This window comes from Kitasatospora sp. NPDC127060 (genome assembly GCF_042724935.1).
GTDB lineage: Bacteria > Actinomycetota > Actinomycetes > Streptomycetales > Streptomycetaceae > Kitasatospora.
Genome location: NZ_JBHXEG010000015.1, coordinates 12,662 through 39,350 on the forward strand (window position 1 = coordinate 12,662; position 26,689 = coordinate 39,350).

Annotated in this window: 25 protein-coding genes; 18 read left to right on the forward strand and 7 right to left on the reverse strand. The window is 74.2% G+C overall.

Going from position 1 to position 26,689, the window contains the following annotated elements:
- Positions 1 to 66 precede the first annotated feature (66 nt).
- The 3 genes from bla to ACFWIS_RS11600 all read left to right on the forward strand — a co-directional run bounded on the left by bla (position 67) and on the right by ACFWIS_RS11600 (position 3,878).
- Positions 67 to 1,005, forward strand: a complete 939-nt coding sequence (bla, locus tag ACFWIS_RS11590) for a class A beta-lactamase (protein ID WP_380454040.1) — start codon at positions 67 to 69, stop codon at positions 1,003 to 1,005.
- A 100-nt stretch (positions 1,006 to 1,105) separates the two neighbouring features.
- Complete coding sequence (locus ACFWIS_RS11595) at positions 1,106 to 2,197, forward strand: MBL fold metallo-hydrolase (RefSeq protein ID WP_380454038.1); 1,092 nt, start codon at positions 1,106 to 1,108, stop codon at positions 2,195 to 2,197.
- Positions 2,198 to 2,267: 70 nt separating this feature from the next.
- Positions 2,268 to 3,878, forward strand: a complete 1,611-nt coding sequence (locus tag ACFWIS_RS11600; RefSeq protein WP_380454037.1) for a hypothetical protein — start codon at positions 2,268 to 2,270, stop codon at positions 3,876 to 3,878.
- Positions 3,879 to 4,109: 231 nt separating this feature from the next.
- Here the strand turns inward: ACFWIS_RS11600 and ACFWIS_RS11605 are convergent, their stop codons facing one another.
- Positions 4,110 to 5,198: an alcohol dehydrogenase catalytic domain-containing protein gene (locus ACFWIS_RS11605; RefSeq protein ID WP_380454035.1), complete on the reverse strand. Its 1,089-nt coding sequence runs from the start codon at positions 5,196 to 5,198 to the stop codon at positions 4,110 to 4,112.
- A gap of 162 nt (positions 5,199 to 5,360) precedes the next feature.
- Here ACFWIS_RS11605 and ACFWIS_RS11610 point away from each other — a divergent pair, with 162 nt between their 5' ends.
- The 5 genes from ACFWIS_RS11610 (at position 5,361) to ACFWIS_RS11630 (ending at position 9,626) form a co-directional block, all read left to right on the forward strand.
- Positions 5,361 to 6,254 (forward strand): LysR family transcriptional regulator, encoded by an 894-nt coding sequence (locus ACFWIS_RS11610; RefSeq protein ID WP_380454033.1) that lies wholly within the window; start codon positions 5,361 to 5,363, stop codon positions 6,252 to 6,254.
- A gap of 112 nt (positions 6,255 to 6,366) precedes the next feature.
- A complete protein-coding gene (gene thpR / locus ACFWIS_RS11615; RefSeq protein WP_380454031.1) occupies positions 6,367 to 6,960 on the forward strand; it encodes an RNA 2',3'-cyclic phosphodiesterase in 594 nt (197 codons plus the stop codon).
- An 82-nt stretch (positions 6,961 to 7,042) separates the two neighbouring features.
- Positions 7,043 to 8,218 (forward strand): hypothetical protein, encoded by a 1,176-nt coding sequence (locus ACFWIS_RS11620; protein ID WP_380454029.1) that lies wholly within the window; start codon positions 7,043 to 7,045, stop codon positions 8,216 to 8,218.
- A gap of 116 nt (positions 8,219 to 8,334) precedes the next feature.
- Positions 8,335 to 8,871 carry a hypothetical protein gene (locus ACFWIS_RS11625; RefSeq protein WP_380454027.1) on the forward strand — a complete coding sequence of 179 codons (537 nt, stop codon included), beginning with the start codon at positions 8,335 to 8,337 and terminating at the stop codon, positions 8,869 to 8,871.
- Between the two features lie 335 nt (positions 8,872 to 9,206).
- Entirely contained in the window at positions 9,207 to 9,626 is a 420-nt protein-coding gene (locus tag ACFWIS_RS11630; RefSeq protein WP_380454026.1) for a hypothetical protein, read from the forward strand.
- 185 nt (positions 9,627 to 9,811) lie between these two features.
- On the opposite strand, the gene ACFWIS_RS11635 is transcribed toward ACFWIS_RS11630, so the two are convergent.
- Positions 9,812 to 10,216 (reverse strand): hypothetical protein, encoded by a 405-nt coding sequence (locus ACFWIS_RS11635; protein ID WP_380454024.1) that lies wholly within the window; start codon positions 10,214 to 10,216, stop codon positions 9,812 to 9,814.
- 178 nt (positions 10,217 to 10,394) lie between these two features.
- On the reverse strand, positions 10,395 to 10,601 hold the full coding sequence (locus tag ACFWIS_RS11640; RefSeq protein ID WP_380454023.1) for a hypothetical protein: 207 nt from the start codon (positions 10,599 to 10,601) through the stop codon (positions 10,395 to 10,397).
- 142 nt (positions 10,602 to 10,743) lie between these two features.
- Here ACFWIS_RS11640 and ACFWIS_RS11645 point away from each other — a divergent pair, with 142 nt between their 5' ends.
- On the forward strand, positions 10,744 to 11,736 hold the full coding sequence (locus ACFWIS_RS11645) for a helix-turn-helix transcriptional regulator (RefSeq protein ID WP_380454021.1): 993 nt from the start codon (positions 10,744 to 10,746) through the stop codon (positions 11,734 to 11,736).
- A 173-nt stretch (positions 11,737 to 11,909) separates the two neighbouring features.
- Entirely contained in the window at positions 11,910 to 12,284 is a 375-nt protein-coding gene (locus ACFWIS_RS11650; RefSeq protein ID WP_380454019.1) for a hypothetical protein, read from the forward strand.
- 160 nt (positions 12,285 to 12,444) lie between these two features.
- Here the strand turns inward: ACFWIS_RS11650 and ACFWIS_RS11655 are convergent, their stop codons facing one another.
- A complete protein-coding gene (locus ACFWIS_RS11655) occupies positions 12,445 to 13,419 on the reverse strand; it encodes a LysR substrate-binding domain-containing protein (RefSeq protein ID WP_380454017.1) in 975 nt (324 codons plus the stop codon).
- Between the two features lie 132 nt (positions 13,420 to 13,551).
- On the opposite strand from ACFWIS_RS11655, the gene ACFWIS_RS11660 reads away from it, so the two are divergent.
- The 3 genes from ACFWIS_RS11660 (at position 13,552) to ACFWIS_RS11670 (ending at position 15,979) form a co-directional block, all read left to right on the forward strand.
- Positions 13,552 to 14,277 (forward strand): SDR family oxidoreductase, encoded by a 726-nt coding sequence (locus tag ACFWIS_RS11660; RefSeq protein ID WP_380454015.1) that lies wholly within the window; start codon positions 13,552 to 13,554, stop codon positions 14,275 to 14,277.
- A gap of 45 nt (positions 14,278 to 14,322) precedes the next feature.
- Positions 14,323 to 14,937 (forward strand): ester cyclase, encoded by a 615-nt coding sequence (locus ACFWIS_RS11665; protein WP_380454013.1) that lies wholly within the window; start codon positions 14,323 to 14,325, stop codon positions 14,935 to 14,937.
- A 73-nt stretch (positions 14,938 to 15,010) separates the two neighbouring features.
- Positions 15,011 to 15,979: an NAD-dependent epimerase/dehydratase family protein gene (locus ACFWIS_RS11670; protein WP_380454011.1), complete on the forward strand. Its 969-nt coding sequence runs from the start codon at positions 15,011 to 15,013 to the stop codon at positions 15,977 to 15,979.
- A 9-nt stretch (positions 15,980 to 15,988) separates the two neighbouring features.
- On the opposite strand, the gene ACFWIS_RS11675 is transcribed toward ACFWIS_RS11670, so the two are convergent.
- Complete coding sequence (locus ACFWIS_RS11675) at positions 15,989 to 16,336, reverse strand: ArsR/SmtB family transcription factor (RefSeq protein ID WP_380454009.1); 348 nt, start codon at positions 16,334 to 16,336, stop codon at positions 15,989 to 15,991.
- Between the two features lie 98 nt (positions 16,337 to 16,434).
- On the opposite strand from ACFWIS_RS11675, the gene ACFWIS_RS11680 reads away from it, so the two are divergent.
- The 3 genes from ACFWIS_RS11680 (at position 16,435) to ACFWIS_RS11690 (ending at position 21,574) form a co-directional block, all read left to right on the forward strand.
- A complete protein-coding gene (locus tag ACFWIS_RS11680) occupies positions 16,435 to 18,405 on the forward strand; it encodes a heavy metal translocating P-type ATPase (RefSeq protein WP_380454007.1) in 1,971 nt (656 codons plus the stop codon).
- A 195-nt stretch (positions 18,406 to 18,600) separates the two neighbouring features.
- Positions 18,601 to 19,368 (forward strand): hypothetical protein, encoded by a 768-nt coding sequence (locus ACFWIS_RS11685; RefSeq protein WP_380454005.1) that lies wholly within the window; start codon positions 18,601 to 18,603, stop codon positions 19,366 to 19,368.
- Between the two features lie 43 nt (positions 19,369 to 19,411).
- Entirely contained in the window at positions 19,412 to 21,574 is a 2,163-nt protein-coding gene (locus tag ACFWIS_RS11690; protein WP_380454003.1) for a bifunctional polysaccharide deacetylase/glycosyltransferase family 2 protein, read from the forward strand.
- Between the two features lie 59 nt (positions 21,575 to 21,633).
- Here ACFWIS_RS11690 and ACFWIS_RS11695 read toward each other — a convergent pair whose 3' ends face one another.
- Both ACFWIS_RS11695 and ACFWIS_RS11700 read right to left on the reverse strand, forming a co-directional pair.
- The gene (locus ACFWIS_RS11695) at positions 21,634 to 22,377 is read right to left on the reverse strand and encodes a G1 family glutamic endopeptidase (protein WP_380454001.1); all 744 of its coding nucleotides are present in this window, start codon (positions 22,375 to 22,377) and stop codon (positions 21,634 to 21,636) included.
- 271 nt (positions 22,378 to 22,648) lie between these two features.
- Positions 22,649 to 24,097, reverse strand: coding sequence for a PTS transporter subunit EIIC (locus ACFWIS_RS11700; RefSeq protein ID WP_380453999.1), 1,449 nt, complete (start codon positions 24,095 to 24,097; stop codon positions 22,649 to 22,651).
- Between the two features lie 294 nt (positions 24,098 to 24,391).
- Here ACFWIS_RS11700 and ACFWIS_RS11705 point away from each other — a divergent pair, with 294 nt between their 5' ends.
- The gene (locus tag ACFWIS_RS11705; protein WP_380453997.1) at positions 24,392 to 26,140 is read left to right on the forward strand and encodes an MFS transporter; all 1,749 of its coding nucleotides are present in this window, start codon (positions 24,392 to 24,394) and stop codon (positions 26,138 to 26,140) included.
- Positions 26,137 to 26,595 (forward strand): MarR family winged helix-turn-helix transcriptional regulator, encoded by a 459-nt coding sequence (locus ACFWIS_RS11710; protein WP_380453995.1) that lies wholly within the window; start codon positions 26,137 to 26,139, stop codon positions 26,593 to 26,595. Before ACFWIS_RS11705 ends, ACFWIS_RS11710 begins: the two co-directional genes overlap by 4 nt.
- Positions 26,596 to 26,689: the final 94 nt, after the last annotated feature.

The following is a 26,689-nucleotide window of genomic DNA, read 5'->3' on the forward strand; positions in this document are numbered from 1 at the left end:
CGAACAAGACCGCACCGCGTACGACCGCACCGCACACGACGGCACCGACCACCTGGGAGACCACCGATGACGCCCGACCTGCACCGACCCCGCACCGCGCTGCCCGCCGTGGCTCTGCTGGTGGCCGCACTGATCGGCGGGTGCGGCCAAGCGGGGAGCGCCTCGACGGCGCCGGCGACCGCGGCGACCGCGACCGACTCGGCGGACACCTCGGCGGCCACCTCGGCGGACGCCTCCTTCGCGGCACTGGAGCAGCAGTTCGGTGCCCGGCTCGGCGTGTTCGCCGTGGACACCGGTAGCGGCCGGGAGGTCAGCCACCGGGCCGACGAGCGGTTCGCGTTCGCGTCCACGATCAAGTCGCTCGCCGCCGGCCACCTGCTGCGCAAGGCGTCCGACGCGGACCTGGACAAGGTCGTCCCCTATCGCCAGGAGGACGTGCTGGCGTGGGCACCGATCACCTCCCAGCACGTGGCCACCGGCATGACGCTGCGGGACCTGGCCGCCGCCTCCATCCAGTACAGCGACAACACCGCGGCCAACCTGGTCACCGCCCAACTCGGCGGCCCGGCGGCCGTCCAGCAGTCCCTGCGCGACCTGGGCGACTCGACCACCAGCGTCGACCGCACCGAACCCACCCTCAACGAGGCCACCCCGGGCGACACCCGCGACACCAGCACACCGCACGCCCTGGCCGCCGACCTGCGTCGCTACGTGCTCGGCGACGTCCTCGCGGAGAACCGGCGCGGGCTGCTGACGGACTGGCTGGTCGGCAACACGACCGGCGGCCCGTACATCCGCGCGGGTGTGCCCGCCGACTGGAGGATCGGCGACAAGACCGGCAACGCGGGCTACGGCACCCGCAACGACGTCGCCGTGGCGTGGCCCGGCGGCGGGCGCAGCCCGATCGTGATCGTCCTCCTGTCCGACCGCGGCAAGGCGGACGCCAAGTCCGACGACGCCCTGCTCGCCCAGGCCACGAAGACCGTCGTCAAGACCCTCGGCTGAGCCTCCCCGACCGATCAACCGACCGACCGATGACCCGATCAACCGACCGACCGCCGCCCGCCACACGCCGATCGCCGATCGACCAGGAGCCCCGACCGCGATGATCCGCCCCACCCGCCGGTCCGCCACGGACGCCGACTTCACCCGGCGCCGCCTCGCCCAGCTCGCCCTCCTCGGTCTCACCGCCGGAGCCGCGCCGACCGCCCTGGCCGGCCCGGCCTCGGCCGCCGTCCCCGCTTCGGCGAGGACACCGTCCGCCTCCCGCGCCCACTACGACCGCGCCCGCCGCCTCGCCGGTGACGACCCCGTGCTGGGGGCCCTGGTGACGGCGCTGACACCCGGTTCCGACCTACCCCGGCTGCCCGCGCCCGCGCCCGTCAAGCTGTTCGACAACCTCGTGCTGCTGAGCGTGGGCTGGGTCTCGGCGATGGCGGTGCTGACCGACGACGGCATCGTGCTGATCGACGCGCTCACCTCTCCCGCCGATGCCGAGGGCGTCATCGTCCCCGGACTGCGGGCGGTCGGCGCCGACCCGGCGGCGATCCGGCACGTCGTCGTGACCCACGGCCACGCGGACCACTTCGGCGGCGCGCGGACCCTCGCCGACCGCTACGGCGCCCGCGTGCACATGTCCCCGGCCGACTGGGACCTCCTCGCCCGCACCCGCCCCGCCGACGCCCCCGTCCGCGACCTCGACATCGCGGACGGCACGCAGCTCACGCTCGGCGGCACCACGATCGAACTGCACCACACCCCGGGCCACACCCCCGGCACCGTGTCGCCGGTCATCCCGGTCCGGGCGGGCCGCCGACACCACAGCGCGATGCTCTGGGGCGGCCTCAACCCGCCCTCGACGGTGGCGGAACTCCGCACCTTCCTCGCGTCCGTCCACTCCTTCCGGGCCGTCATGCGCCGGGCGAACGTGGAGGTCGAACTCTCCAACCACCCGAACGACCACGGCCTCGAACGAGCCGAACAGCTCCGGCACCAACCGCCGGGCACCGCGAACCCCTTCCTCCTCGGCGGCCCTCGCACCCAGCGGTACATGGCGGTCATGGACGCGATGCTGCGCGGCCGCATCACCGACGCGGAGGCGGCGGAGGCAGCGACGGAAACGGCGGCGGAGGCGGTGGAGGCGGTGGAGGCGGCGGAGGCAGCGGCCAAGGAAGCCGGGACGTCCAAATGCGATTGACGCCGGGTCTACCTGCTGACAAAGTGCTCCCGCCACACGATCGAACATGATCGAAGAGGGGGGAAACCGCATGTCAACCACCGTCAGCGGGCGCCTGGCCGCCACGCTCGGTGCCGCCGCCGTCGTCCTGATGACCATCGGCGCGCCCACGGCCACGGCCGAGAACGGGCAGTCGGCCGTGACCGACCCCAAGGCCGCCCCGAGCCCGCGCTCGCTCGCCGCCGGGGCGTCCACCGACGCCTGCGACGACACCACGACGCCGGGCTGGATCACCACCACCGAGCCCGCGCTCACCGCGCGCACCACCGCGCCCGGGGCGCGCTTCAAGGTGTGGAACGCCGCTGGCGTCAAGGTCTTCGACCAGACCGCGCAGACGGCTGCCGACGGCACCGTCCAGGTCCGGCCCACGGGCCTCGCCGAGGGCGCCGGCTACTCCTGGCAGGTCTGGCCCGACTACGGCCCGGGCGGCGGGAAGCCGACCGCGGCCTGCCACTTCGGGATCGACGCCACAGCCCCGCGGTTCACCGTCGAGTCCGCCGACTTCCCGGCGTCCGCCGGCGGGGCGACCCCGTCGAAGTACGCCGGCCAGACCGGAACCTTCACCCTCAAGGGCACCGACCAGGGCTCGGGCGTGGCCTGCTACCGGTACGTCCTGAACGGCACGCTGAGCGCCGGCGCACCGTGTCAGGGCTCGGGCACCGTGACGGCCGGCGCCGACGGCACCGCGACCTTCCAGCTGAAGCCGACCCAGTGGGGCACCAACGTCCTCACCGTGCAGGCCGTCGACAACGCGGGCAACACCACCCCGCCGGTCGCCTACACCTTCTACGCGCCCTCGAACCCGAACCCGCCGTCCACCCCGGGCGACGTCAACGGCGACGGCGTGCCGGACATCCTGCTGCCCGACGCCGCCGGCAACCTCCAGATCATCAGCGCGGACGCCACCAGCACCGTGCCGACGTCGACGGTCGCCGCCGTCCGCGCGCCGGGCGGCGCGGGGTGGAACGGCGTACAGCTGCTGCACCGCGGCTGGGACCAGGCGCACGCGCCGGTGGACGACCTGATGGCCCACCGGCCGGGCGGTGCGGGCATGTCCCTCTACCGCAACTTCGACATGGGCGCCTTCGCCCGTGGCGTGATCTCGTTCGGGCGGGACGTGGACCCGTTCAACCCGCCGCCGGTCCCGGCGGGCTTCACCCCCGACTGGTCGAAGGCCACTCAGCTGGTGCCCGTGGGCGCGCTCGGAGCGGACCAGCGGACCTCGATCCTCACGGTGGAGGACGGCGACCTCTGGCTCTCCACCGACCCGGCTCCGCTGTACGACTACAACACCTTCGTGCGGATCTCCACCACGGGCGCCTGGGCCGGCTACGACCTGATCGCCCCGGGCAAGGCGGCCGACGGCTCGCTCGCGCTCTGGTCCCGCAACCAGGCCACCGGCGAGCTGCGGACCTACCCGATCGTCAAGGGCGCCGACGGCAAGTACGACTTCACCGCGCTGGCCGACCCTGCGGCGGGCACGGTGATCGGCACCTTCCCGGTCGCCGAGTACCCCACGCTCGGCAGCGTGGGCGACGGCAACGGGGACGGGCGGCCCGACCTGTACGCCGTCACCGCCGACCGGCACCTGCTGACCTTCAACGGCGTCACCGACCCGAAGGACCTGGGCGTCCTGCGCTGATCCCGATGACCGAGGGCCCGTCCGACCGGACGGGCCCTCGGTCTTGCCGTCCTCGCCGTCCTCGCCGTCCCTGTCGCCCCTGTCGCCCCTGTCGCCCCTGTCGCCCCTGTCGCCCCCGGGAACGGGGCCGCCGAACGGTCGGTTCCGGGACCTCGCACACCGACCGTCACGGTGTCACCCGGGGTCACGGGCGCCGGGCTCAGGTGCGCGACCGGGCCCGGGACGATCCCGTCAGGCGGACGGCGGGGTGAGGACGGTGCGGTCGAACGCGCCGCCGTGGGCTGCGGCGTGGGCGACGGCTTCGTTGACGGCGTCGAGGCCGAAGGTCCGGACCCGCTCGGGGCGGAGGTCCAGGGTGCCGGCGGCGACCAGCCGGATGATGCCGACGTTCGCCGTGCGCGGGTACATCCACTGCCCGCGCACGGTGACCGAGTTGCGCATGATCCACGGGTACGGGAGGGCGAGGTCGTCCCCGCCGAGCATGCCGACGCCGCCCATCAGGACGACCCGGCCGCACTCGCGGACGGTCATGGCCGCCGCGCGGGTGGCCGAACTGGGTGCGCTCGGCGGGAGCAGGTCGATGACCAGATCGATCGGGCCGTCGGCCGCGGCCGTCATGGCGGCACGGTCGGCGCGCTCCTCGCCGGTCAGCACGACCGGGCGCACCCGCGGCCCGAACCGGTCGGTGAGGAGGTCGAGGACGGCCCGGTTGCGGCCCGGGGCGACGACGCGGCCGGTCCCCATGGCGAGTGCGACGGCGACCGCGCTGCTGCCGAGGTTGCCGGTGGCCCCGCTGACCAACAGCGTCTCGCCGGCGGCGAGTTCGCCCGCCAGCAGTCCGCCGTGGGAGATGGCGTGCACGGCGAGGGCGGCCCAGCGGGCCGGGTCGTCGGCGGCCGCGGCGGGCAGCGGGTGGACGTTCTCGGTCGGGACCCTCATCAGCTCGGCGAACGATCCGTCGTGCAGGTGCCGGGCGAGCCGCGCGCCGCCCTCGCCGCGTGAACTCCAGCCCTGGAGCGTGATGTCGGGCGTCAGGGCGTCGTCCCGCGCGCGCACCGTCGAATCGCACCACACCAGGTCGCCGGGGCGCAGCCGGGTGGCGTCCGGGCCGACGTGGACGACCCGCCCCACGCCGCCGATCCCGGGGACGACGGGCGGGACCAGGGGGTACTTCCGGGCCCCGCTGAACACCTCGCCCGCGTACGGGGCCACCGCGGCGGCGAGGACCTCGACCAGCACCTCGCCGCCGCCGGCCTCGGGATCGGGCACCTCCCGCACCGTGAGCGGGGCGCCGAACCGCGTCAGAACTGCTGCGCGCACGTGAATGACCTCCAGGTCCGTCGGAATCGTCAGGCATCCCTCGGGAATCGTCGGGATCGCCGGGATCCGGCGGGATCCACCGAGACCCCTCGGGATCGAGGCTAGGAACGCTGAGCGCATGCGGGAAGCGACGATCCCTCATCCCTGGTATGCGTAGGACGCATGGACATCTCCAGCACGGGACTGCGGGTCCTGCGACAGATCGCCGAGTCCGGCAGCTTCACCGCGGCGGCCGGCCGGCTCGGCTACACCCAGTCGGCGATCTCGCGACAGGCCGCCTCCCTCGAACGAAGCGTCGGCACCGCCCTGTTCGAACGGCGCACGGACGGGGTGCGGCTCACCCCCGCGGGCCTGACCCTGCTGCGGCACGCCCACGCGATCCTCGACTCCTTCGCGGCGGCCGAACGCGACCTCACCGGCGCCCGTCCCCGGACGCCACCGGTACGTCTCGGGGTGTTCCTGAGCGCCGGCGCGGCGATCCTGCCCGCCGCGCTCGCCCACCTCGCGGTGGCCGACCCCCGGATCACGGTGACCACCAGCGAGGGCACCACCCCCACCCTGATCCGGAGGCTGCGGGCGGGCTCGCTCGACCTCGCCGTGCTCACCTCCCGGCCGCCCCATCGGCCCCTGGACGGCGAGTCGCCGCGCCTGCACGTCGACACCGTCGCGGACACCGAGCTGGTCATCGCGGCGCCGGTGACCGGACGGTTCGCCGGCCGCACGACGGTGCACGTCGACGAACTCGCCGACGCCGCGTGGATCGCCACCCCGTCATCGGCCGCCGAGCCGCTGCTCGGTGTCTGGCCCGGCCTGCCCGCCCGGCCGCGCATCGCCCACGCGGCCCGGGACTGGCTGACCAAACTCCACCTGGTCGCCGGCGGGTTCGGCGTCACGACCGTCCCGTCCCGGCTGTCGCCGCTGCTGCCGCCCGGGGTGAGCCTGCTGCACGTCGAAGGCGCGCCGCCGGAGATCCGCCGGGTCCTGGTGGCGCGCCTTCCCGGCCGTACCACCCAGGCGGTCGAGGCCGTCACCCGGGCACTCACCTCGGCCGCGTGACCGGCGTTGCCGCACCTGTGCCCCCTGCTCCCCCGACCGCCGGCCACGCCGGCGGCACCGCCCGCGGCCGGGCACTCGTCGGCTCCCGGTGCCCGGGTGCTAGAAATCCCCCGTGGACGATCACCCAGAACCCCCGACCAGGCGCGTCTTCGTGGCCCTGGCTCCGCCCGACGACGCCAAGGACGAACTGGCCCACGCCCTGGGGCCCGCGTACGAGGAGTACCCGAGGCTGCGCTGGAACCGGATCGAGGACTGGCACATCACCCTCGCCTTCCTCGGCGAACAGCCCTCCACGGTGGTGCCGCTGCTTCAGGCGGCGCTGGCCGGTCCGGTCGCATCGCGCCCCGCCCTGCAGCTGAGCCTGCGCGGCGGCGGCCACTTCGACGAGCGGCTGCTGTGGAGCGGCATCGACGGGGACCTGGACGGACTGCAACTGCTCGCCGCCGACGTCCGGGGCCTGGTCAGGTCCTGCGGGATCCAGTTCAGGGACCGGCCGTTGCACCCCCACCTGACGCTGGCACGCTCCCGCCGCGACGACCCCGTCAGCGTGCCGCGGGCCGCGGCCGGGCTCACCGGGTTCACCGGCCGGCCCTGGCGGACCGAGCGCCTGCACCTCGTCGCCAGCAACATCGGCCGTGGCCCCGGGCCGATCCGCTACCGCGACATCGCCTCCTGGCCGCTCGGCGCCGCCCTCACCGAGCCGTAGCCCGCCCGCCCGAACGCCCGCCCGCCCGAACGCCCCACCGACACACGGCCGTTACCCTGGGCCGGACGCGAAAGGGGCGGGCATGGCACAGGTCAGCGTGTGGCGGCTCATGGCGATGTTCCGGGATCTGAACAGGCCGTTCGCCCCGGACCGCCGGAACCCCCAGTACCGGCAGGCCGACCGGACGGACGTGGCCAAGGCCCGGCTGGAGGGCGCGTTCCAGCTGCTGGACCTCCCCGGGCGTCGGCGCGCCTGGCTGCTGCCCCTGGTGCGCGAGCAGTGGCTGAGGGCGGTCGAGGACGATCCGCACGTGGCGCTGCCACCCCTCGCCGAGGCGGCGGCCGACGGACTGGACTTCGCGACCGACGAGTTCGTCCACCAGGCGCTGGAGCGCTGGATCCGCGCCGGCCGGCCGTACCGGCTGGAGCGGCAGGTCTACGACCGGCTGGGCGAGACCCTGGCCACGACCGGCCGGTCCCTGGTCGAGCGGCTGACCGAGGTGTACCGCACCGTCGAGCCCGTCGGCGAGGAGAGCAACCACCGGATCCGGCGGATGCTGATGGACTACCACCCGGAGCAGCCGCCGATGGAACTGCTGGTGGCCATCGGCCCGTTGCGCTCCGCGGCGGACTGGTGGTGCGACCTCGGGTACGACGCCATCATGGTGGGAGACCTGGAGCGGGCCGGACGGCACTTCGCCCGGGCCAATGAGCTCGGCTGCCCGCACGTGCGCGAGCGGGTCGCCTACCTCGCGGTGCTGCGGGTGGCGGAGCACGCCCACCGGGCCCGGGTGCGCGAGGCACTGATGACCGTCCGCGAAGTGCACCCGTCCCTGAACCCGGAGCAGTTGTTCTACCTGGGCTGCCGGGCCATCCTCGCCGGCCTGGAACCGGACCTGCCGGACGGGCGGCCCTTCGCGGGGCTTCCCGTGGACCGACCGGACCTCCTCCAGCTCTGGCTGGCCCAGCTCGCCCTGCGCGCCGGAGCCCGCACCGAGGCCCGCGGCAGGCTGCGCGCGTGCGTGCGCCAGGCCAGGAAGCTGACCGCACTCGCGTCCCGGCCACCGGCCGTCGGACGGGTGGGCGACCCCTCGCCCGCCGACGTCCGCGTCCTGGCCGGGGCCCAACAGACCCGCCTGAAGGGCGAACCCGCACCCCACCGCCCCGGCCACGCCTCCGCCGATCCGGACGAGCGCTTCCTGCCGTCCGTACTCCGCCTGGACCCGGGCTGGCTGCACACGGCACCGCCGAACCCGTGACGCACCCCGCGAACCCGTAGCGCAACCCGCGGCCCAGCCCGCGGTACCCCGGGCGGGCCGGTCAGCAGCGAGACCACGGGCCGATCGGTCGACGGGTCCGGCCGTCGACTGCGATCATGAGCCGCATGCTGTCGCTGACCATGAACGACGCCGCGGCCGAGACGCTGGGGCTGCTCGCCGGTCGGGCCACCCTGATGCCGCCCGGCGGTCTCACCCCCGGCCTGCGGAGTCGGCTTGCGAGCGGGATCACCCGCCGAGGAGAGGTACTGACCTGGGCGGACTCGACGGGCGACGCCGACAACGCTCCCTCGTTCTTCGGCGATCTCACGGGTTGGGAGTGCGCCGACAGCTCCTTCCACCTGGAGGACTGCGTTCCCGTCGATGTTCGGATCGTCGACGACGCTCCGCAGCTCTCGGAGGACGATCAGCGGGTCCTCCTCCTCCACGGGATCGCATTCGCCCTGGAGCTCCGCCGGCTCGTCACGGAGCCGGGCCACCCGGGCCCGGTGCGGTGCATCGTCGGAGCCAATGCGACCAGCGCGACGTTCAGGTTCCACCGGATCCGTGCAGGCGAGTCGTGGCACAACCCGGATCTCGACGGCTACCGCATGGACAAGATGGTCGTGATCGACCTCGACCCGGCCGACGGCTGACTTCCCTTCACCTGTCTCCGGGGCGTTCGATCACTGCTGCGCGGGACGCCTCGAGATCGACCTCGCCGGGCCGGCGACCGTCCATGTGCGGGTGGATGAGCGCGGCGTGGGAGAGCGGGGTGGGAGAGCGGGGTGGTTGGGTCGGTGACGTTCCCCGTTGGTGGTGTGGTCCAGGAGCGTGATGTCGTCCGTGTTCCTGGGCAGCTCGACCAGGTCGGCGGCTCGGCGCTCGGGGATCCGGCGGTAGCCGGACGGCCGTGGGGGCGCGGGAGGGGCCCGGATAGGCTGTAACGGCACGTCAGAGGGCCGGGAGCGGCCGGGGAGGGTCCTGGAGCATGGGGAAGAAGAGCGAGCTGGACGACCTGCGGGCTCGGCTGGCGACCCTGGAGGCGGAGGTCGACCGCCTGCGCGGCGAGGCTGCGGCGGTGGCGGCGGGTACGGCGTCGGCGGTGGCCGCCGGGCAGCCCCAGTCGATGACCCGCATCGCGGACGCCGTCGGGGTGATGGTCTCCGGACGGGCGGAGACCATGACACTGTCCGGGCGGGAGGAGACCGTGATGGTCTCCGGACGGGTGGAGAGCGTGACGCTCTCCGGTCGGGCGGAGGAGGCGACCCAGGTCCTGCGGGCGCGCGCCGGGGCCCCGGAGGGCCGGAGCGCGGAGGCCGCGGAGAGTCGGAGCGTCCCGGTCCCCGTCCCGGAGCACGGCCAGTTCCTGGAGAGCCTCCTGTCGGGTCGGCCGGCCCTCCAGCAGTAGCCGGGCCCGCGCCGGGTCAGCGGGCCGCCGTGAGCGGGGCCGCCTCGGCCGTGCTCCCGGCGGCCCTGCGCGTCGATCGGCAACAGGCGTCGGTCGGCAACCCGCGTCGCCCTCCAGCGCTGCCGTCCGCGGGGGCGGTCCACCGACACCGTCGACGGACCGCCCTCGCGAGCATGACCGACCGGTCAGACGCGGATCTCGTTGGTGCAGTCGGTCCACCACGGGCTCGCGGGGGGAGTCCAGCCGAGCCACTTGGTGCCGCAGATCTTGATGCTGCTGACCTGGACGAACTTGTCCGCGACGGCCTTGCCCCGGTCCGCCTTCAGGCTCTTCTTGTCCCCGTTGCCGGAGCCCTCCGTGATCTCGACGCTGCCCGTGAAATAGGTCCCGCCGCCGGTGTAGATCCAGACCCAGCCACCCGAGCAGTTGTCGACCTGGACCTGAATGTTGTCGAGCTTGTAGTACTTTGTGCAGCCAGCCGTGGCAGAGGTGCTCGCCGTGGCCGGGGAGGCCGACACGGAGGTCAATGCGGCTCCGGCGAGGCCGAGGACGCCCGCCGTCTTCGCCAGTCGGCCCGTCAGCTTCTTCAAAGTGACAACTCCCATGGTGTGATGCCGACATGTCTGCTTGCCGGATGCCTCCACTGTGCGGTCGCGGTCACCCGTGTCGCATCGGTCATTTGACTGCTCGGCACTCCGACAGAGCTCTGCCGCTTGACCCTTTGGGTGACGGCAGTCGGCTGGACTGCCGTCACCCGGCGAGGGACGGTCAGGAGGGCTGCTTCCGGAGGGTGACCAGCCCGGTGGAGGCGGGCGGGTCCGCAGGTGTTCCGGTCTGCCGCACGTCGGTGATCTCCGGCACGGCGAGGTTTCCCTTCGAGGCGACGGTGCACAGCACGTCGCCCTTCACGACCGGGCGGCGCTCGGTCACCGCCACGGCCGGATCGGGACGCCCGGCGGCGATGCGGTGGGTCACACCTCCGCGAATTACTCCATGTTTCCCCTGGTTTGACGTCACATTGACCAGGGGGCCGGAGTGGTCCCCGCTTGATCGGCACGGCGGGCACTCCTATGCTGATGGCGATTTAAATCGTCGCGCCACCGGGGGGTATGCGCACATGCTGAACATGTTCGGCCTGGACCACGTGTCCGAGTCCGTCTACCGGACGATGCTCTGCAGTCCGGAGGGGAGCCTGCAAGAGCTCTGCAGCCGGCTGAGCCTGTCCGGGGAGGCGGTCCGCGAGGCCCTCGACCGGCTCGCGGATCTGCAACTCCTGCGCCCGTCGATGGAGTTGTGCGGCGGTCTGCGACCGGTCAGCCCCGAGGTCGGCCTGGATCTCCTGCTGCGGCGCCAGGAGGAGGAACTGCTGCGCCGCCGGCAGCAGCTCGAACTGAGCAAGGCCGCCGCCGCCCGGGCGATCGCCGAGTACGGCGGCCTGCGGCCGGAAGCCCCGGCCGGGTCCGCCACTGAGCGGCTGACCGGGCTGGACGCCATCCAGTCCAAGTTGGAGATCCTCGCCCGCGAGGTGTCCCAGGAGTGCCTGTCGGTGATGCCCGGCGGCGCCCAGTCGCCGGCCAGCCTCGCCGCCTCCAAGCCGCTGGACGACGCCGCCCTGCGCCGGGGAGTCGCGCTGCTGACGCTCTATCAGGACAGCGCGCGCCACGACTCCGCGACCCTCGGCTACGCCCGCTGGATGACCGGAGCCGGCGGCCTGGTGCGCACCCGTCCGACCCTGCCGCCGCGGATGCTGATCTTCGACCGCAGGATCGCCGTCCTGCCGATCGACCCGGCCGACACCCGGCTCGGCGCGCTGTGCATCCGCGAGCCCGGGATCGTCGCCTCACTGGTGGCGCTGTTCGAACAGACCTGGCACGCGGCCGTGCCGCTCGGCGCCGACCGGTCCAGGGACACCGGCACCGGCCTCAACGCCTCCGAGCAGGAACTGCTGAAGCTGCTCGCGGCCGGCCTCACCGACGAGGTCGCGGGCCGCCGGCTGGGCATCTCGGCCCGCAGCGTGCGCCGCCAGATGGCCGCGCTGATGGACCGCCTGGACGCCTCCAGCCGCTTCGAGGCCGGCCTCAAGGCGGCGCGCCGCGGCTGGCTCGACTGACCGTACGGGCGGAACGGTTCGCGTCCCGCCGGGCGGCGGGAGCGGGAGGCGCCGGCCGGGGCCCGGGCGGGGTGGCGGCACCGCCGAGAACCGGCCGGTACGCCCGGCGGATAATGGCCGGGCCACCGGCCGAACGCGCCCGCGGCACCGATCGAGCGAGAGGCAGTGGACGGATGACCCTGGAGGAAGGCCGGCGCGTCAGGCTGACGGAGGACCTCGGCCTTGGCGACGCCGTCGCCGGGGAGCCCAGGGCCGTGGTCGGGTTCCTGTCGCTGGGCGCCGGGACCGAGGGCACCGTCGAGCGGGTGGACGGCGAACTCCCGGAGAGCGAGGCGGTCCGCGAGTACCAGCGGCTCAAGGCGCTCTTCGAGGACTACGGGCACACCATGCCGACCGCGAGCCGGGAGCGGCTGGAGAGCCGGCTCGCGGCGCTGGAACCGGAGTGGGCCGCCCACCGGGAGCGGGGCCGGCAGGTGACGGTCCGGGTCCGCCTGGACAACGGCTTCGTCCTCGACGGACTGCACCAGGACGTCGTCGCCGCCCTCTGACGGCGGGCGCCGCGCCTCCGCCGACATGCGGCGTTGAGCGGGCGTTCACGGCGCCCGGGCACCGGGGGCCGGCCACGGAGACCAAGCACCCCGAGCAGCTGAGGCGCGGCTGACCTGCGGCGGCCGGCCCCGGCCGCCGCGGTGTCGTGCCGACCCGGTGTCAGCCCGGCGGGAGGTCGCCGCCCCGGGCCCGCTCGGCGAGGAGTTCGGCGAGGAGTTCGGCGAAGGCCACGGTGAGCGGGTCGGGGCGGGTGCGGGTGTACGCGGTGAGAGTGCGCCGGATCGGCGGGTCGGGGCGGAGCAGGATCCCGTCGAAGCGCGGCGGGATGATGTCGGCGGGCACCAGGGCCGGGCCGAGTCCTGCCGCGGCGAGCAGCGGTGCTGCGGAGGTCTGTTCCGCGCGGACGGCCGCCCGGGGGCGGAACCCGGCCCGGGCACAGGCCTGGTCGAGCAGGTCGGCGAGGCCGTTGTCGGGGGCGTAGTGGACCCATGCGCGGTCGGCGAGCTCACCGAGGGCGACCGAGCCGGTGGGGCGGCCGACTCGCAGATCGTCGCCGGCCGCTTCGCCCGCCAGCGGGTCGTCCGCCAGCGCGCCGTCCGCCAGCGGGTCGTCCGCAGGCAGGACGACCGTGAACTCCTCGACTCCCAGCTCCCGGATCGGCCCCTCCCACCCCTCCGGCGCGGGCCCGATGGCGAGATCGGCCCGGCCGGCGGCCATGGCCTCCTGGAGTCGGTCGGCGTGCGGGTACTCGCGCAACCGGATCCGCACGCCGGGGTGCAGACGGCGCCAGGCCCGCAGCACGGGCGGCAGGATGCCGAGGCTGATCGAGTAGACCGCGGCGACCTCCAGCTCCCCAGCGTCCAGGCCGGCCGCGCGCCGGGCCACCGCCTGCAGCCGGTCGGCCTCGGCCAGCGCGGCGCGGGCGTGCGGAAGCACCGCCCGGCCCGTCGGGGTGAGCCGCACCGAGCGCGGCAGGCGTTCCAGCAGCGGGCCGCCGAGCGCCGCCTCCAGGGCCCGGACCTGGTGGGAGAGCGCGGGTTGGGTGACGTGCAGCTGCTCGGCGGCGCGGGTGAACGAGCCGGTGTCGACCACGGTGACCAGGTACTCGAGCTGGCGGAGCGTCGGCGTTGCCATGAAGGGATTCTATGGCTGCGCTAGAAAACAAGCCTTGGACTCATCGCAGGGGGTCGGGAGAAGGTCGTGGTGTGGCCGCCGCCGCGGAGCAGCGGGCGGCCGGATCCCCTGATGACTCGAAGGAGTACTCCCATGTCCATTGGCATCTCCCTGCAGGGACGGCGACTGATCGTGGTGGGCGCGGGTTCGCGCACCGGACGGGCGGTGGCCACCGCCGCCTCCGCGGCCGGTGCCACGGTCGTACTGGCCGGTCCGGACCCGCGCAAGCTGGAGTGGACGGCCGGTGAGCTGGCCGGGCCGTCGGAGGTGGTCGCGGTCGACCTCGCCGACGAGGGCTCGATCGCCGACCTGGCCCGGCGGGCCGGTCGGTTCGACCACCTGGTCTCGACCGCCGCGATGCCGGCCAACGGCCCGCTGCAGGAGCTCGACCTCGCCGCTGTGCGGCTGGCGTTCGCGGCCAAGGTGATCGGCCCGCTGCTGCTGGCCAAGCACCTGTCCGGCCAGGTGTCCGAGCACGGCTCGTTCACCTTCTTCTCCGGCGTGGCCGCCTGGCGCCCGGCGCCCGCCCGTACGGTGATGGCCACCACCAACGGTGCGCTGGCCTTCCTGGTGAAGGCGCTGGCCGTGGAGATCGCCCCGGTCCGGGTCAACGCGGTCTCGCCCGGCATCGTCGACACCGGCTCCTGGGACGGCCTGGGCGGCGACAAGGAGGCGTTCCTGCGCGGCGTGGCCGAACGCAACCCGGCACGGCGCGTGGGCAGCCCGGAGGACCTGGTCAAGGCCGTGTTCTACGCCATCGACAACCCGTACGTCACCGGCACCGTGCTGCACGTCGACGGCGGCGGCCGGCTCGCCTGACCGCCCGCCCCACCCCCTGTCCGTACGTCCCGAGGAGCGACCCCCATGCCCTGGCACACCCTGACCCGTACCGCCGCCGTCGTCGCGACGGTGGTGAGCCTGGCGGCCGGCACCGCCGCGGCCGCCCCGTCCCCTTCGCACCAGGAGGGACGGCACCGGCCCGCACACGGCTGGCCGCAGAACCTGATCGACCGCTCGCCCGACCTGGTCCAGCCGAAGGCGCTCACCGTGGACCGCTCGATCGGCACCCGACGAGCGGCCCAGGAAGTCCGTCTGGCGCAGCAGTTGTACACCTTCTGGAACACCGGGCAGCAGCGCTACCTGGACGCGGCGGTCGACCCGCGGTTCAAGGACGACACGCTGCCGCCCGGCCGCCCCCAGGGCCCGGCCGGCCTGCTGTTCGCCTCCCGGAATTTCCGCGCGGCGGTCCCGGATCTGAGTTGCGAGCTGTCCGACGTACTGGTGACCGGGGATGAGATCACCGCCCGGCTGGTCTTCCGCGGCCACTTCACCGGCACCTTCGAAGGCGTCCGGGGGCAGGGCCGGCGCATCGAATTCAACGCCATCGACATCCAGCACGTCGGCACCGACCGAATCGTCGAGGACTGGCACATCGAGGACAACGAGGCGCTGCTGACCCAGCTCGGCGTCCACGGCTGAGGCCCGGGGCCCGGTCGGAACCTGGCCCGATCGGGCCCTGGCCGAGTCCGCGCCGAGCTGGGACCATGGCCCGATGCGGATACTGATCATGGGCGGCACCCGGTTCGTCGGCCTCCACTTCGCCCGGGCGGCACTCGCCGCCGGCCACGACGTCACCGTGCTGCACCGGGGCCGGTCCGGCGCCCACCTACTGCCCGAGGCCACCCACCTGATCGCCGACCGCGATGCGGACCTGTCCGTGCTGCGCGGCCGCGCCTGGGACGCCACGGTGGACGTCAGCGCCTACTTCCCGCGCCAGGTACGGCAGTTGGCCGCCGCCCTGGACCCCGGCGCCGCCGGGCGGTACCTGCTGGTCTCCTCCATGGCCGTCTACGACACCCCCTCCGCCCCCGGGTTCACCGAGGACTCCCCGCTGCTGCCCGCGGACGGCCCGGAGGCCGAGGAGATCACCGTCGCCTCCTACGGCGTGCTCAAGGTCCAGTGCGAGCGGGCGGCGCGGGAGTGCTTCGGCCCGGACGTGCTGCTGGTGCGTCCCACGTACGTGATCGGCCCCGAGGACTACACCCACCGCTTCGACCACTGGGTGCAGCGGCTCGCCCGGGGCGGCGAGGTGCTGGCGCCGGGCCGTCCGGACGCCCCGCTCCAGGTCGTCGACGCCCGCGACCTCGCCGACTGGATGCTCGCCCTGCTGGCGCCCGGTGCCTCCGGCGCCTTCCACGCCGCGACGCCCCCGCCCTTCACGATGGGCGATCTGCTCGACGCCGTCGCCTCCGCCGTCGCCCCGCCCGGCACCACGCTCACCTGGGTGGACGACGACTTCCTCCGGGCGTCCGGCGTCCAGGACGGCGCGCTGCCGCTGTGGCACGCCGACCCGCAGCGCCGGGCCACCAACACCGCCGACCCCGCCGCCGCCCTCGCCACCGGGCTGCGCCTGCGCCCGGTGAGGGACACCGCCCGCGACATCCGGCCGTTCGAGCCGTTGCCGCGGGCCCTGACGCCGGACCAGGAGTCCGCCCTGCTCGCCGCGTGGCACCAGGGCTGACCCCGGGGGTCAGTCGGTGAGCCCCAGCCGCAGGTGCTCGATGTGGTAGACGGCCTGGTCGAGCAGGGCGGCCACGTGGTTGTCGTAGAGCGCGTACACGACCGAGCGGCCCTCCCGCCGACCGACGACCAGGCCGAGGTTGCGCAGCAGCCGGAGCTGGTGGGAGCAGGCGGACTGCTCCAGGCCGACCTCGGCGGCGAGTTCGGTGGCCGCGCAGGGGCCCTCCCGCAGCCGGGAGAGGATCAGCAGGCGGGACGGGGTGGCCAGGGCCTGCAGGGTGGTGGCCACCCGGGCTGCGCTGGCTTCGTCCAGGCGGGTGTGCGGGACGGCGGTGGCGGGGGCGGCTCCATGACCCATGCGGGCAATAGTACAACTCACACATGAAGGAGCGTTCATATGTTCATGTATGGTGAGTGAGTCACCGGCCCCACCCTGCCCCGAAGGGTCCCGTTCGCATGCCCACCACCCTGACCGAGCGCCCCGCGCACTCCCCCGCGCAGCGCCCCGACGCCACCCCGCGCCGCCGAACCCGGGTGTTCGCCCTGCCCGAGGCCCGCTGGGCCGCCGCCGCGACCGTGCTCTTCCTGGTCGCGCTACCGCTCCAGCTCACCGGCGCCCCGGCCTGGGCCTGGGCCCCGCTGTACGCCCTCGCGTACGCCACCGGCGGCTGGGAGCCCGCCTGGGCCGGATTGCAGGCGCTGCGCGAGAAGACCCTCGACGTCGACCTGCTGATGATCGTCGCCGCCCTCGGCGCCGCCGCCGTCGGCCAGGTGATGGACGGCGCGCTGCTGATCGTCATCTTCGCCACCTCCGGCGCCCTGGAGGCCCTGGCCACCGCCCGTACCGCCGACTCCGTACGCGGACTGCTCGACCTCGCCCCGGCCACCGCCACCCGGCTGCTCCCCGACGGCACCGAGGAGAGCGTGTCGACCGAACACCTGGCCGTCGGCGACACCGTCCTGGTGCGGCCCGGCGAACGGATCGGCGCCGACGGACGGGTGCTGGACGGCGCGAGCGAGGTCGACCAGGCCACCATCACCGGCGAGCCGCTGCCCGTCACCAAGGAGTCCGGCGACGAGGTCTTCGCCGGCACCCTCAACGGCACCGGCGCGCTGCGGGTGCGGGTCGAGCGGGACGCCGCCGACTCGGTGATCGCCCGGATCGTCGCCCTGGTCGAGGAGGCCTCCGAGACCAAGGCCCCGACCCAACTGTTCATCGAGAAGGTCGAACAGCGCTACTCGATCGGCATGGTGGCCGCCACCCTGGCCGTCTTCGCGGTGCCGCTCGCCCTCGGCGCGGCCTTCACCGGCTCGCTGCTGCGCGCCATGACCTTCATGATCGTGGCCTCGCCGTGCGCCGTGGTGCTCGCCACCATGCCCCCGCTGCTGTCCGCCATCGCCAACGCCGGCCGGCACGGGGTGCTGGTGAAGTCCGCGGTGGTGATGGAGCGGCTCGGGCAGGCCGACGCCGTCGCCCTGGACAAGACCGGCACCCTGACCGAGGGCACTCCCCGGGTCACCGACATCCGCCCCCTGCCCGGCTCCGGCCCGGGTGAGGAGGAACTGCTCGCACTGGCGGCCGCGGCCGAGCACCCCAGTGAGCACCCGCTCGCCCGCGCCGTCGTCGACGCCGCCCGCGCCCGCGGCCTGGTGCTCGCCGGCGCCGAGGGCTTCTCCTCGGCCCCCGGCATCGGGGTCACCGCGACCGTCGACGGTCGCACCGTCGCGGTCGGCACCCCGGCCAGGCTGCTGGACCACGCCCACCGGGAAGTCTCCGCCGTCGCCGCCGAGTTGGAGGACGGCGGCCGCACCGCCGTCCTGGTCGTGGTGGACGGCGCCCCGGTCGGCCTGCTCGGCATCGCCGACCGGCTGCGCCCGGACGCCGCCGCCACCGTCACCGCGCTGACCGCCCTGACCGGCTCCGCACCGGTGCTGCTCACCGGCGACAACCCACGCGCCGCCGCCCGGCTGGCCGCCGAGGTCGGCATCACCGACGTCCGCGCCGGGCTGCTCCCCCAGGACAAGGTCAGCGCGGTCAAGGAACGGGAGGCCGCCGGGCGCAAGGTCCTGGTGGTCGGCGACGGCGTCAACGACGCGCCCGCCCTGGCCGCCGCCCACACCGGCATCGCGATGGGCCGGACCGGCTCCGACCTCGCCCTGGAGACCGCCGACGCAGTGATCGTGCGGGACGAACTCGCCACCGTCCCCGCCGTGGTGGCGCTCTCCCGGCGGGCCCGCTCCCTCGTGGTGCAGAACCTGGTGATCGCCTCGGCGTTCATCTCCGTGCTGGTGGTCTGGGACCTGGTCGCCACCCTCCCGCTGCCGCTGGGTGTCCTCGGCCACGAGGGCTCCACCGTCGTCGTCGGCCTCAACGGACTGCGGCTGCTGCGCGAGTCCGCCTGGACGAAGGCCCGGGCCGAAGGCTGAGCCGTCTCCGCCGGAAGGCCGCCGCTCCCGGACCGGGAGCGGCGGCCAGCTGCGCGTCAGGAGTCTCAAGGGGGTGTGACAATCCGCCCGGTGTCGGCGCTGAACAGTCACGACAGGTGCACCACCCCGATCCACCGGGGATCGGCGCACGCCGTCGTGGCAGCACGCGCACCGACAACACCTGGACCCGACACCGTGACCGTCAAGTCGTACGACCCATGGCTCACCGCCGAGCAACAGCCCCACCTCTCGGAGGCACCGCGGCACCCTCCCGGTCCCGCGCAGGGCGAACCGGTCGCCGAGGCCGCGACCGAGCACTTCGCCGTTCCCGCGTACGTCGCCGAGCACTTCGCCGCTCCGATCCACCCCGGCGGGCCCCTGCTCCCCGCCGACCCCCTCCCCGGAGCCGACGAAGCGGATCCGCCCACCGCCGAACTGTCGCCGGTCGCCCCCGCCACGGACCCCCAGCCGGAACCCGCGCCCCCGCCGGTGTTCGTGGACTCCTCCGGCCGCAGGCAGCGCCGGATCCGACGGCTCGGCGCGGTCCTGGCCGTCCCGGCCGGCGGGTACCTGGCCCTGCTGGCCAGCGCCCTGCTCGGCGGCCCCACGGTGAACGCGCCCTTCCTTCCCCTGCCCCAGCCGCCCGCGCCCAGCGCACCCGCTCCGGAGGCCACGCCGGCCGAGGCGCCGTCCGCCGCCCCGCAGGCCGAAGCGCCACCCGCGGCCGCGGGGACGCAGGCGCCCGCCCACCGGGGCAGCGCCACCGCGGTCGGTCTCCAGCGCCCGACGACCGCCGCCACGGCGGCCCCGGCCGGGTCCGTCCCCGTACCCACGGCCGGCAGCTCGCCTGCTCCGGCCACCACCCCGGCACCTCCGGGCACCACACCGACCGGCCCGGCCACCCCCACCCCCGGGCACGGCCGCCCGACCACCGCACCCGGCAAGGGGCCCGGCAAGCCCTGACGCCGACGCCCCTCGAACCGTCCCCGCCCCAGAAAGCAGCACCATGAGCGCCGCCCGCCGCCGACGAACCCCAGCCCCCGACCGCACCCGCCGAGGCCGACGCGGCGTCGTCCGTCAGCGACCGCTACGCACCCACTGGCTCCTGCTGACCGCCCTGCTGCTCACGCTCACCGGTGCCCTGGCGCTCCAGGGTTACGCCCAGCACAGCTTCGACGACCGCCCCGACCAGGCGGCCAAGCCGGCCGCCGCGGACGCGATACCGCCGGCCATCCTCAACGGCGGCCCGGTGATCGACGCCGCCGCCCCGCAGCCGCGCAGCGCCTCCCCCGCGCCCGGCACCATCGCCCTCACCTTCGACGACGGCCCCGACCCGACCTGGACGCCGAAGATCCTGGACGCCCTGCACCGGGCGGGCGTGCACGCGACCTTCTTCGTGGTCGGCACCCAGGCTGCCGCCCACCCCGACCTGATCCGCCGGATCGTCGCCGAGGGGCACCAGCTCGGCATCCACACCTTCACCCACACGGACCTCGGCGCCGCCCCCTCCTGGCGCCGCACGCTGGAACTGCGCGAGGCCCAGCTGACCGTGGCCGGGGCGGCCGGGGTCACCAGCTCGCTGCTGCGCCCGCCGTACTCCTCGACGCCCGAAGCCGTGGACGACCCCGGCTGGTCCGCCATCCAGCAGGCCGGCCGCGAGGGCTACCTGACCGTGCTCACCACCCAGGACAGCGAGGACTGGCGGCGCCCCGGTGTGCCCTCGATCGTCAAGGCGGCGACCGCGGGCGCCGGCGACCAGGGCCAGGTCCTCCTGATGCACGACGCCGGCGGCGACCGCTCGCAGACCGTCGCCGCCCTCGACGGGGTGCTGAGCACGCTGAAGGCCCGCGGCTTCCGGTTCACCACCGTGAGCGACGCCGTCGGCCTGCCCGACCCGGTCCGTCCGGCCGGCGCCGGTGACCACTGGCTCGGCCTGGCCCTGATCTGGCTGCTGACCGGCGGCAACCAGGTGCTCACCGCGCTGGACTGGCTGCTCTGGGCGGCGGGCGCGATCAGCGTGCTGCGCCCGGTCGTCGTGCTGTACGCGGCCCGCCGGCACAAGCGGATGCGCCGCCGCGGCTGGGGTGCGCCGGTCACCGAGCCGGTCAGCGTGATCGTCCCGGCGTACAACGAGATCGCCGGGATCGAGCCCGCCGTCCGCTCACTGCTGGCCTCCGACCACCCGGTGGAGGTGATCGTGGTCGACGACGGTTCCACGGACGGCACCGCCGACCTGGTGGAGTCGCTGAACCTGCCGTACGTCCGGGTGATCCGACAGGAGAACGCCGGCAAGCCGGCCGCCCTCAACACCGGCATCGCCGCGGCCCGCGCCGAACTGCTGGTGATGGTCGACGGCGACACCGTCTTCGAGCCGGACGCCGTCCGGATGCTGGTGCAGCCGTTCGCCGACCCTACCGTGGGAGCCGTCTCCGGCAACGCCAAGGTGGTCAACCGCGGTGGCCTGCTGGGCCGGTGGCAGCACATCGAGTACGTGGTCGGCTTCAACCTGGACCGGCGGCTGTTCGACCTCGCCGAGTGCATGCCCACCGTGCCCGGCGCGGTCGGCGCCTTCCGCCGCTCCGCGCTGCTGGCCGTCGGCGGCGTGGGCGAGGAAACCCTCGCCGAGGACACCGACCTCACCATGGCGATGTGCCGGACCGGCTGGCGGGTGGTGTACGAGGAGCGGGCCAAGGCCTGGACGGAGGCCCCCGCCTCGCTGAGCGCCCTGTGGCGGCAGCGCTACCGCTGGTGCTACGGCACCCTCCAGGCGATGTGGAAGCACCGCGGCGCCCTCGTCCAGGGCGGCCAGGCCGGCAAGCTGGGCCGGCGCGGGCTGCTCTACCTGCTGATGTTCCAGGTGCTGCTGCCCCTGCTCGCCCCGGTCGTGGACGTCTTCGCGCTCTACGGACTGGTCTTCCTCGACCCGGTCCGGATCATCGGCCTGTGGGCGGCATTCCTGCTGGTGCAGATGCTGATGGGCGCGTACGCGTTCCGGCTGGACAAGGAGAAGCTCGGGCCGCTGTGGAGCCTGCCGCTCCAGCAGTTCGTCTACCGGCAGTTGATGTACCTGGTGGTGATCCAGTCGGTCTTCACCGCGCTCGCCGGCTCCCGGCTCCGCTGGCAGCGCATGCAGCGCTACGGCACGCTCCGGGTCCCGGCGGGCGGCTGAGCCGGACGACCGACCGGTGGGCGGGGCCGCACCCACGGCGCGGCCCCGCCCACCGACCCTCAGCTGTGCTTCCAGGTGACCGAGAAGGAACTGCCGCCGCTCAGCCCGGAGGTGGTGGCCTTGGTGGTGCCGCCGGAGGCCATGGTGATGTTGTCCGGGCTGAAGGCGCCCAGGGCCTGCCCGTTGACGGTGGAGCCGCTGAACGAGACCGAGCCGAAGTCGGAGAGCGGGAGCACCCCCGAGGAACTGGAGGGGGCCTCGGCGATCACCTCGGCGGAGGCCAGCGCCGCGCTCTTCAGGGACTTGTTGACGGTGTGGCTCCAACCGGCGGTGGTGTCGGAGAGGGTGAGGGTGAAGGAGCCGCTGCCGCTGGTGGTGACGCTCGCCGTGAAGTGGTCCCCCGGCCGTACGGTGTTGCCGAAGTTGACCGGGTAGGCCGGGTACATCTCGTACCAGGCGGAGTAGACCGGGGAGCCGCCGGAGCAGTCGGCCTCGGTGCCGGTCTGTTCGACGCTGTTGCTGCCGTCGCCGTCCAGGCCGACCCAGAAGCTGGACCAGGTGTTGGTGCCGGTGCAGGACACGGCGGGCTGGACCCAGCTGGCCTTGACGCTGGTGAACCGGCTGCCGGTGGCGGCGTAGCCGGACCAGTTGCCGCTGGTGCTGTTCAGCAGACCGCCGCCGTGGTGGGCGAGCGGGGCCTGGACGAGGGTGGGGGCGGCAGCGGCGACGGCCGGTGCGGTGGTGCCCAGGAGGGTCAGCAGGGCGGCGGACACGGCGAGGGTGCGCCGACGGGCTTCGGACATGACTACTCCCTTGTGGGGGCGTGGAGTTGGCCGAGCGTCGACAAAGGTAGACCCGCCGCAGCAGTGCCGGATGTCACGGGGACATAACGAACCGTCACCCCGTCCGCGGGGAACGCGGCCGGAGTGACGGAGGGAGTGCGCCGGATCGCGGACGGAGGTACGGAGGTACGGAGGTACGGGAGGACGGACGGGACGGGGAGCTGGAGAGCCAGAGGGACGGAGGGAACGGGCCGTTACGGAGGGTCAGCCCGCCCCGGACACGCGACCGCCCTCAGTCGCCTCCCCCGGCCACCGGGGCCGGTGCGTCGTACTCGGCGAGCAGCTCCCGGGAGAAGCCGAAGAAGTAGGTGGCCAGGAAGCCCACCAGGTAGCCGGTCAGCAGCCCGCCACCGTAGACGGCCGCGCTCGCGACCACGCCGTGCGGCCCGGCCAGCAGCGGGAACAGCGCCCAGCCGGACGGGCCGACGGCCGTCGAGCCGACCGCGTGGCCGAGTTGGCCCGCCACCCCGACGAAGGCACCCCCGGCCGCACCACCCACGCAGGCCGTGACGAACGGACGGCCGAGCGGCAGCGTCACCCCGTAGACCAGCGGCTCGCCGACGCCGAGCAGGCCCGCCGGGAGGGCGGAGCGGATGGTCGCCCGGATCGAGGCGCTGCGCCGCAGCCGCAGGTAGACGGCCGCGGCGCAGCCGACCTGCCCGGCGCCGGCCATGGCGAGGATCGGCAGCAGCACGGTGGAGCCCTGCTGCTGGATCAGGGTGGTGTGGATCGGGATCAGCGCCTGGTGCAGGCCGAGCATCACCAGCGGCAGGAAGAGCCCGCCGAGCACCAGCCCGGCGAGCAGTCCGCCGTGGGCGAGCAGCCAGGTGGCGGCACGGCCGATGCCGGTGGAGACCTCCCCCGCGAGGAACATCAGGCCGAACAGCGCGGCCAGCCCGCCGACCAGGACGGTGACCGTCGGGGTGACCAGGACGTCCAGCGCGGCGGGCACCAGCCGCCTGGTCCACCGTTCCACCTGGACGGCGAGCAGCGCGGCGAGCAGCGCCCCGACCACGCCGCCCTGCCCGGGGGTGAGATGGTGACCGAAGGCCTCCACCTTGGCGACCCCGGAGTAGACGATCACGCCCGCGACCGCCCCGCCCAGCACGGGCGTTCCACCGAACTCCTTCGCCGTGTTGTAGCCGACGAAGACGGCGAGCAGCGACATGAACCCGGAGGAGACCGCCGTCAGTGCGGGGACCAGCCCGGTCGCCCAGCCCAGGTTGGCGAGCGCCCCGGAGAGGGCGGCGACGATCCCGCAGCCGATCAGGGCGGGGATCAGCGGGACGAAGATGTCGGCGACCCGGCGCAGCGCCCGTTTCACGGGGGTGGCGTTGCGGACCCGGGCCTCCTCCCGGATCCGGGCACCGCGCCCGGCGAGGTCCTCGGCGCCGGGAGGCGCCGGGGCGGCCGTGGCCCCGTCGGCGGCGGCCAGCAGTCGGCGCAGCTGGGCGGTGACCCCGGCGACGGCGCCGGGGCCGAGGACGATCTGGTAGGTGTCGTCCTCGACCGTGCCCAGGACGGCCGGCAGCGCCCCGAGCGCCTCCCGGTCGACCAGGGAGAGGTCCGCCAGGCCCAGCCGCAGCCGGGTCATGCAGTGGGCGACCGAGCGGATGTTGGCGGCGCCGCCGACCAGCGGGAGGATCGCCTCGGCCACGGTGCGGTGCTTCTCGTCGGACATGCCAGGGGAGGTACCCGGGCGGGCCCGGCCCTCAACCCGGCCGACGCTCAACCCGGTGAACGGCCAAGCCGGGGCACGACCAAGCCGGGGCACGACCAAGCCGGGGCACGACGACCAAGCCGGGGAACGTTCAAGCCGGGGAACGTTCAAGCCGGCCGGGACTCACCCCCAGGGGTGCTCCGGACGGCCTACCACCGGAACGACCGTCGGACTATCGTTAGTTGGCGGAAGCTATCGAAATCCACACTCGATCCGGCGGCCGCCCCCGGCCCGGCCGGCCGGCGGGAGGCAGCGGTGGCGACAAGACTCTCCGGCAGCGGCAGGACCGGGCGGCAGCGCCCGGCCCGTACCGGAGTGGACCCGGGCCACCCCCGGTACAAGTGGGTGGCCCTGTCCAACACCACGCTCGGCACCCTGCTCGCCACCGTCAACGCCTCGATCGTGCTGATCTCGCTGCCGGCGATCTTCAACGGGATCGGCCTGGACCCGCTGCAGCCCGGCAACGTCAGCTACCTGCTGTGGATGCTGATGGGCTACATGCTGGTCACCGCCGTCCTGGTGGTCACCCTCGGCAGGCTGGGCGACATCCACGGCCGGGTCCGGATCTACAACGCCGGGTTCCTGATCTTCACCCTCACCTCGGTGGCCCTCTCCCTCGATCCGCTGCACGGCGGCCCGGGCGCGCTGTGGCTGATCGGCTGGCGGGTGGTGCAGGCGGTCGGCGGCTCGATGCTGATGGCCAACTCGGCCGCGATCATCACCGACGCGTTCCCGGCCCGCCAGCGCGGTACGGCCCTCGGGGTCAACATCGTCGCGGGCATCGCCGGGTCGTTCGTCGGACTGGTGCTGGGCGGGCTGCTGGCCGAGTGGAACTGGCGGTCGATCTTCTGGGTGAACGTGCCGATCGGCGTGCTCGGCACGGTCTGGGCCTACCGCTCGCTGCGCGAGACCGGGGTGCGCAGGCCCGCCCGGATCGACTGGTGGGGCAACATCACCTTCGGCGTCGGCCTGACCGCCCTGCTCGCCGGGATCACCTACGGCATCCAGCCCTACGGCGGCCACACCATGGGCTGGACCAACCCCTGGGTGCTGGCCGGGCTGTTCGGCGGGGTGGCGCTGCTCGCCGTGTTCTGCCTGGTCGAGGCCAGGACGGCGGAGCCGATGTTCCCGCTCTCGCTGTTCCGCGACCCGGTGTTCACCGGCGGCAACGCGGCCACCCTGCTGGGCTCGATCGCGCGCGGCGGGCTGCAGTTCATGCTGATCATCTGGCTCCAGGGCATCTGGCTGCCGCTGCACGGCTACGACTACGCCGACACCCCGCTGTGGGCGGGCATCTACCTCGTCCCGCTGACCGTCGGATTCCTCGCCGCCGGGCCGATCTCGGGCTACCTCTCGGACCGCGCCGGCGCCCGGCTGTTCGCCGCCGGCGGGCTGGTGGTGATGGCGTTCTCGTTCGCCGGGCTGCTCCTGCTGCCCACCGACTTCGGCTACCCCTGGTTCGCCCTGCTGGTGTTCCTCAACGGCCTGGGCGGCGGCCTGTTCGCGGCCCCGAACACCTCGCTGATCATGTCCAGCGTGCCGGCCGCGGCCCGCGGCGCCGCCTCCGGCATGCGGGCCACCTTCCAGAACGCCGGCATGGTGCTGTCGATCGGGGTGTTCTTCTCCCTGATGGTGGCCGGCCTGGCCGGCTCGCTGCCGCACACCCTCACCACCGGGCTGACCGCCCAGGGCGTGCCCGCCGCCGACGCCCACGCCATCGCCTCGCTGCCGCCGGTGGGCACGCTGTTCGCCGCGTTCCTCGGCTACAACCCCGTCCAGCAGCTGCTGGGCCCGCACGTGCTGAGCCGGCTCCCGCCGGACAGCGCCCGGACGCTCACCGGCCGGGAGTTCTTCCCCCAGCTGATCTCGGGTCCGTTCCACGACGGGCTGGTGGTGGTGTTCTGGCTGGCGATCGCGATGTCGCTGGTCGCCGCCGCGGCCTCGCTGATCCGCGAGCGGTCGCGGCCCGCCGCCGGACCGCGGCACCCGGAGGACGGCCGGTGAGCCCGGACGGCGGCGGGCTGTCCGCCGAGGCGGTGGTCCGGCTCCGGCTGGCGATCGGCCGGCTCAACCGCCAGTTGGTCCGCGCCTCCGGCGACCAGGACCTCACCGCCGCCCAGCTCTCCGCCCTGGCCCGGGTGGACCAGTACGGCCCGCTGCGGCTCGGCGAACTCGCCGCACGCGAGGGCGTGGCCGTCCCGTCCATGGTCCGTACGGTGGCGCCGCTGGTCGCCGACGGCCTGATCACCAAGAGTCCCGACCCGCAGGACGGCCGCTCCCAGCTCCTCGCCCCCACCCCGCACGGGCGGGACACCCTCGCCCGGATCCGCCGCGAGCGCACCGCCCTGCTGGCCCGCCGCGGCGCCCACCTGACCCCGGAGCAGTGCCGCGCACTGGAGGCGGCCCTGCCCGTACTGGAACTGCTCCTGGAGGAGCCCGACACGCCCGGGCCCAGCTGACGGGCGGAACGAATCCCCCGTAGTGGCACGGGCATTGACGAAGCGATGGTCCGAAAGCTGCCCATCCGCCCCGGCACCCGAATGATAATGGACA

Coding starts and splice junctions, on each gene's coding strand:
- ACFWIS_RS11660 (WP_380454015.1), top strand. CDS start 13,552: ATGTCCATTGGCATCTCCCTGCAGGGACGGCGACTGATCGTGGTGGGC.
- ACFWIS_RS11690 (WP_380454003.1), top strand. CDS start 19,412: ATGAGCGCCGCCCGCCGCCGACGAACCCCAGCCCCCGACCGCACCCGC.
- ACFWIS_RS11680 (WP_380454007.1), top strand. CDS start 16,435: ATGCCCACCACCCTGACCGAGCGCCCCGCGCACTCCCCCGCGCAGCGC.
- ACFWIS_RS11675 (WP_380454009.1), bottom strand. CDS start 16,336: ATGGGTCATGGAGCCGCCCCCGCCACCGCCGTCCCGCACACCCGCCTG.
- ACFWIS_RS11645 (WP_380454021.1), top strand. CDS start 10,744: ATGCTGAACATGTTCGGCCTGGACCACGTGTCCGAGTCCGTCTACCGG.
- ACFWIS_RS11620 (WP_380454029.1), top strand. CDS start 7,043: ATGGCACAGGTCAGCGTGTGGCGGCTCATGGCGATGTTCCGGGATCTG.
- ACFWIS_RS11665 (WP_380454013.1), top strand. CDS start 14,323: ATGCCCTGGCACACCCTGACCCGTACCGCCGCCGTCGTCGCGACGGTG.
- ACFWIS_RS11595 (WP_380454038.1), top strand. CDS start 1,106: ATGATCCGCCCCACCCGCCGGTCCGCCACGGACGCCGACTTCACCCGG.
- ACFWIS_RS11670 (WP_380454011.1), top strand. CDS start 15,011: ATGCGGATACTGATCATGGGCGGCACCCGGTTCGTCGGCCTCCACTTC.
- ACFWIS_RS11625 (WP_380454027.1), top strand. CDS start 8,335: ATGAGCCGCATGCTGTCGCTGACCATGAACGACGCCGCGGCCGAGACG.
- ACFWIS_RS11630 (WP_380454026.1), top strand. CDS start 9,207: ATGGGGAAGAAGAGCGAGCTGGACGACCTGCGGGCTCGGCTGGCGACC.
- ACFWIS_RS11600 (WP_380454037.1), top strand. CDS start 2,268: ATGTCAACCACCGTCAGCGGGCGCCTGGCCGCCACGCTCGGTGCCGCC.
- ACFWIS_RS11610 (WP_380454033.1), top strand. CDS start 5,361: ATGGACATCTCCAGCACGGGACTGCGGGTCCTGCGACAGATCGCCGAG.
- ACFWIS_RS11655 (WP_380454017.1), bottom strand. CDS start 13,419: ATGGCAACGCCGACGCTCCGCCAGCTCGAGTACCTGGTCACCGTGGTC.
- ACFWIS_RS11650 (WP_380454019.1), top strand. CDS start 11,910: ATGACCCTGGAGGAAGGCCGGCGCGTCAGGCTGACGGAGGACCTCGGC.
- ACFWIS_RS11700 (WP_380453999.1), bottom strand. CDS start 24,097: ATGTCCGACGAGAAGCACCGCACCGTGGCCGAGGCGATCCTCCCGCTG.
- bla (WP_380454040.1), top strand. CDS start 67: ATGACGCCCGACCTGCACCGACCCCGCACCGCGCTGCCCGCCGTGGCT.
- ACFWIS_RS11695 (WP_380454001.1), bottom strand. CDS start 22,377: ATGTCCGAAGCCCGTCGGCGCACCCTCGCCGTGTCCGCCGCCCTGCTG.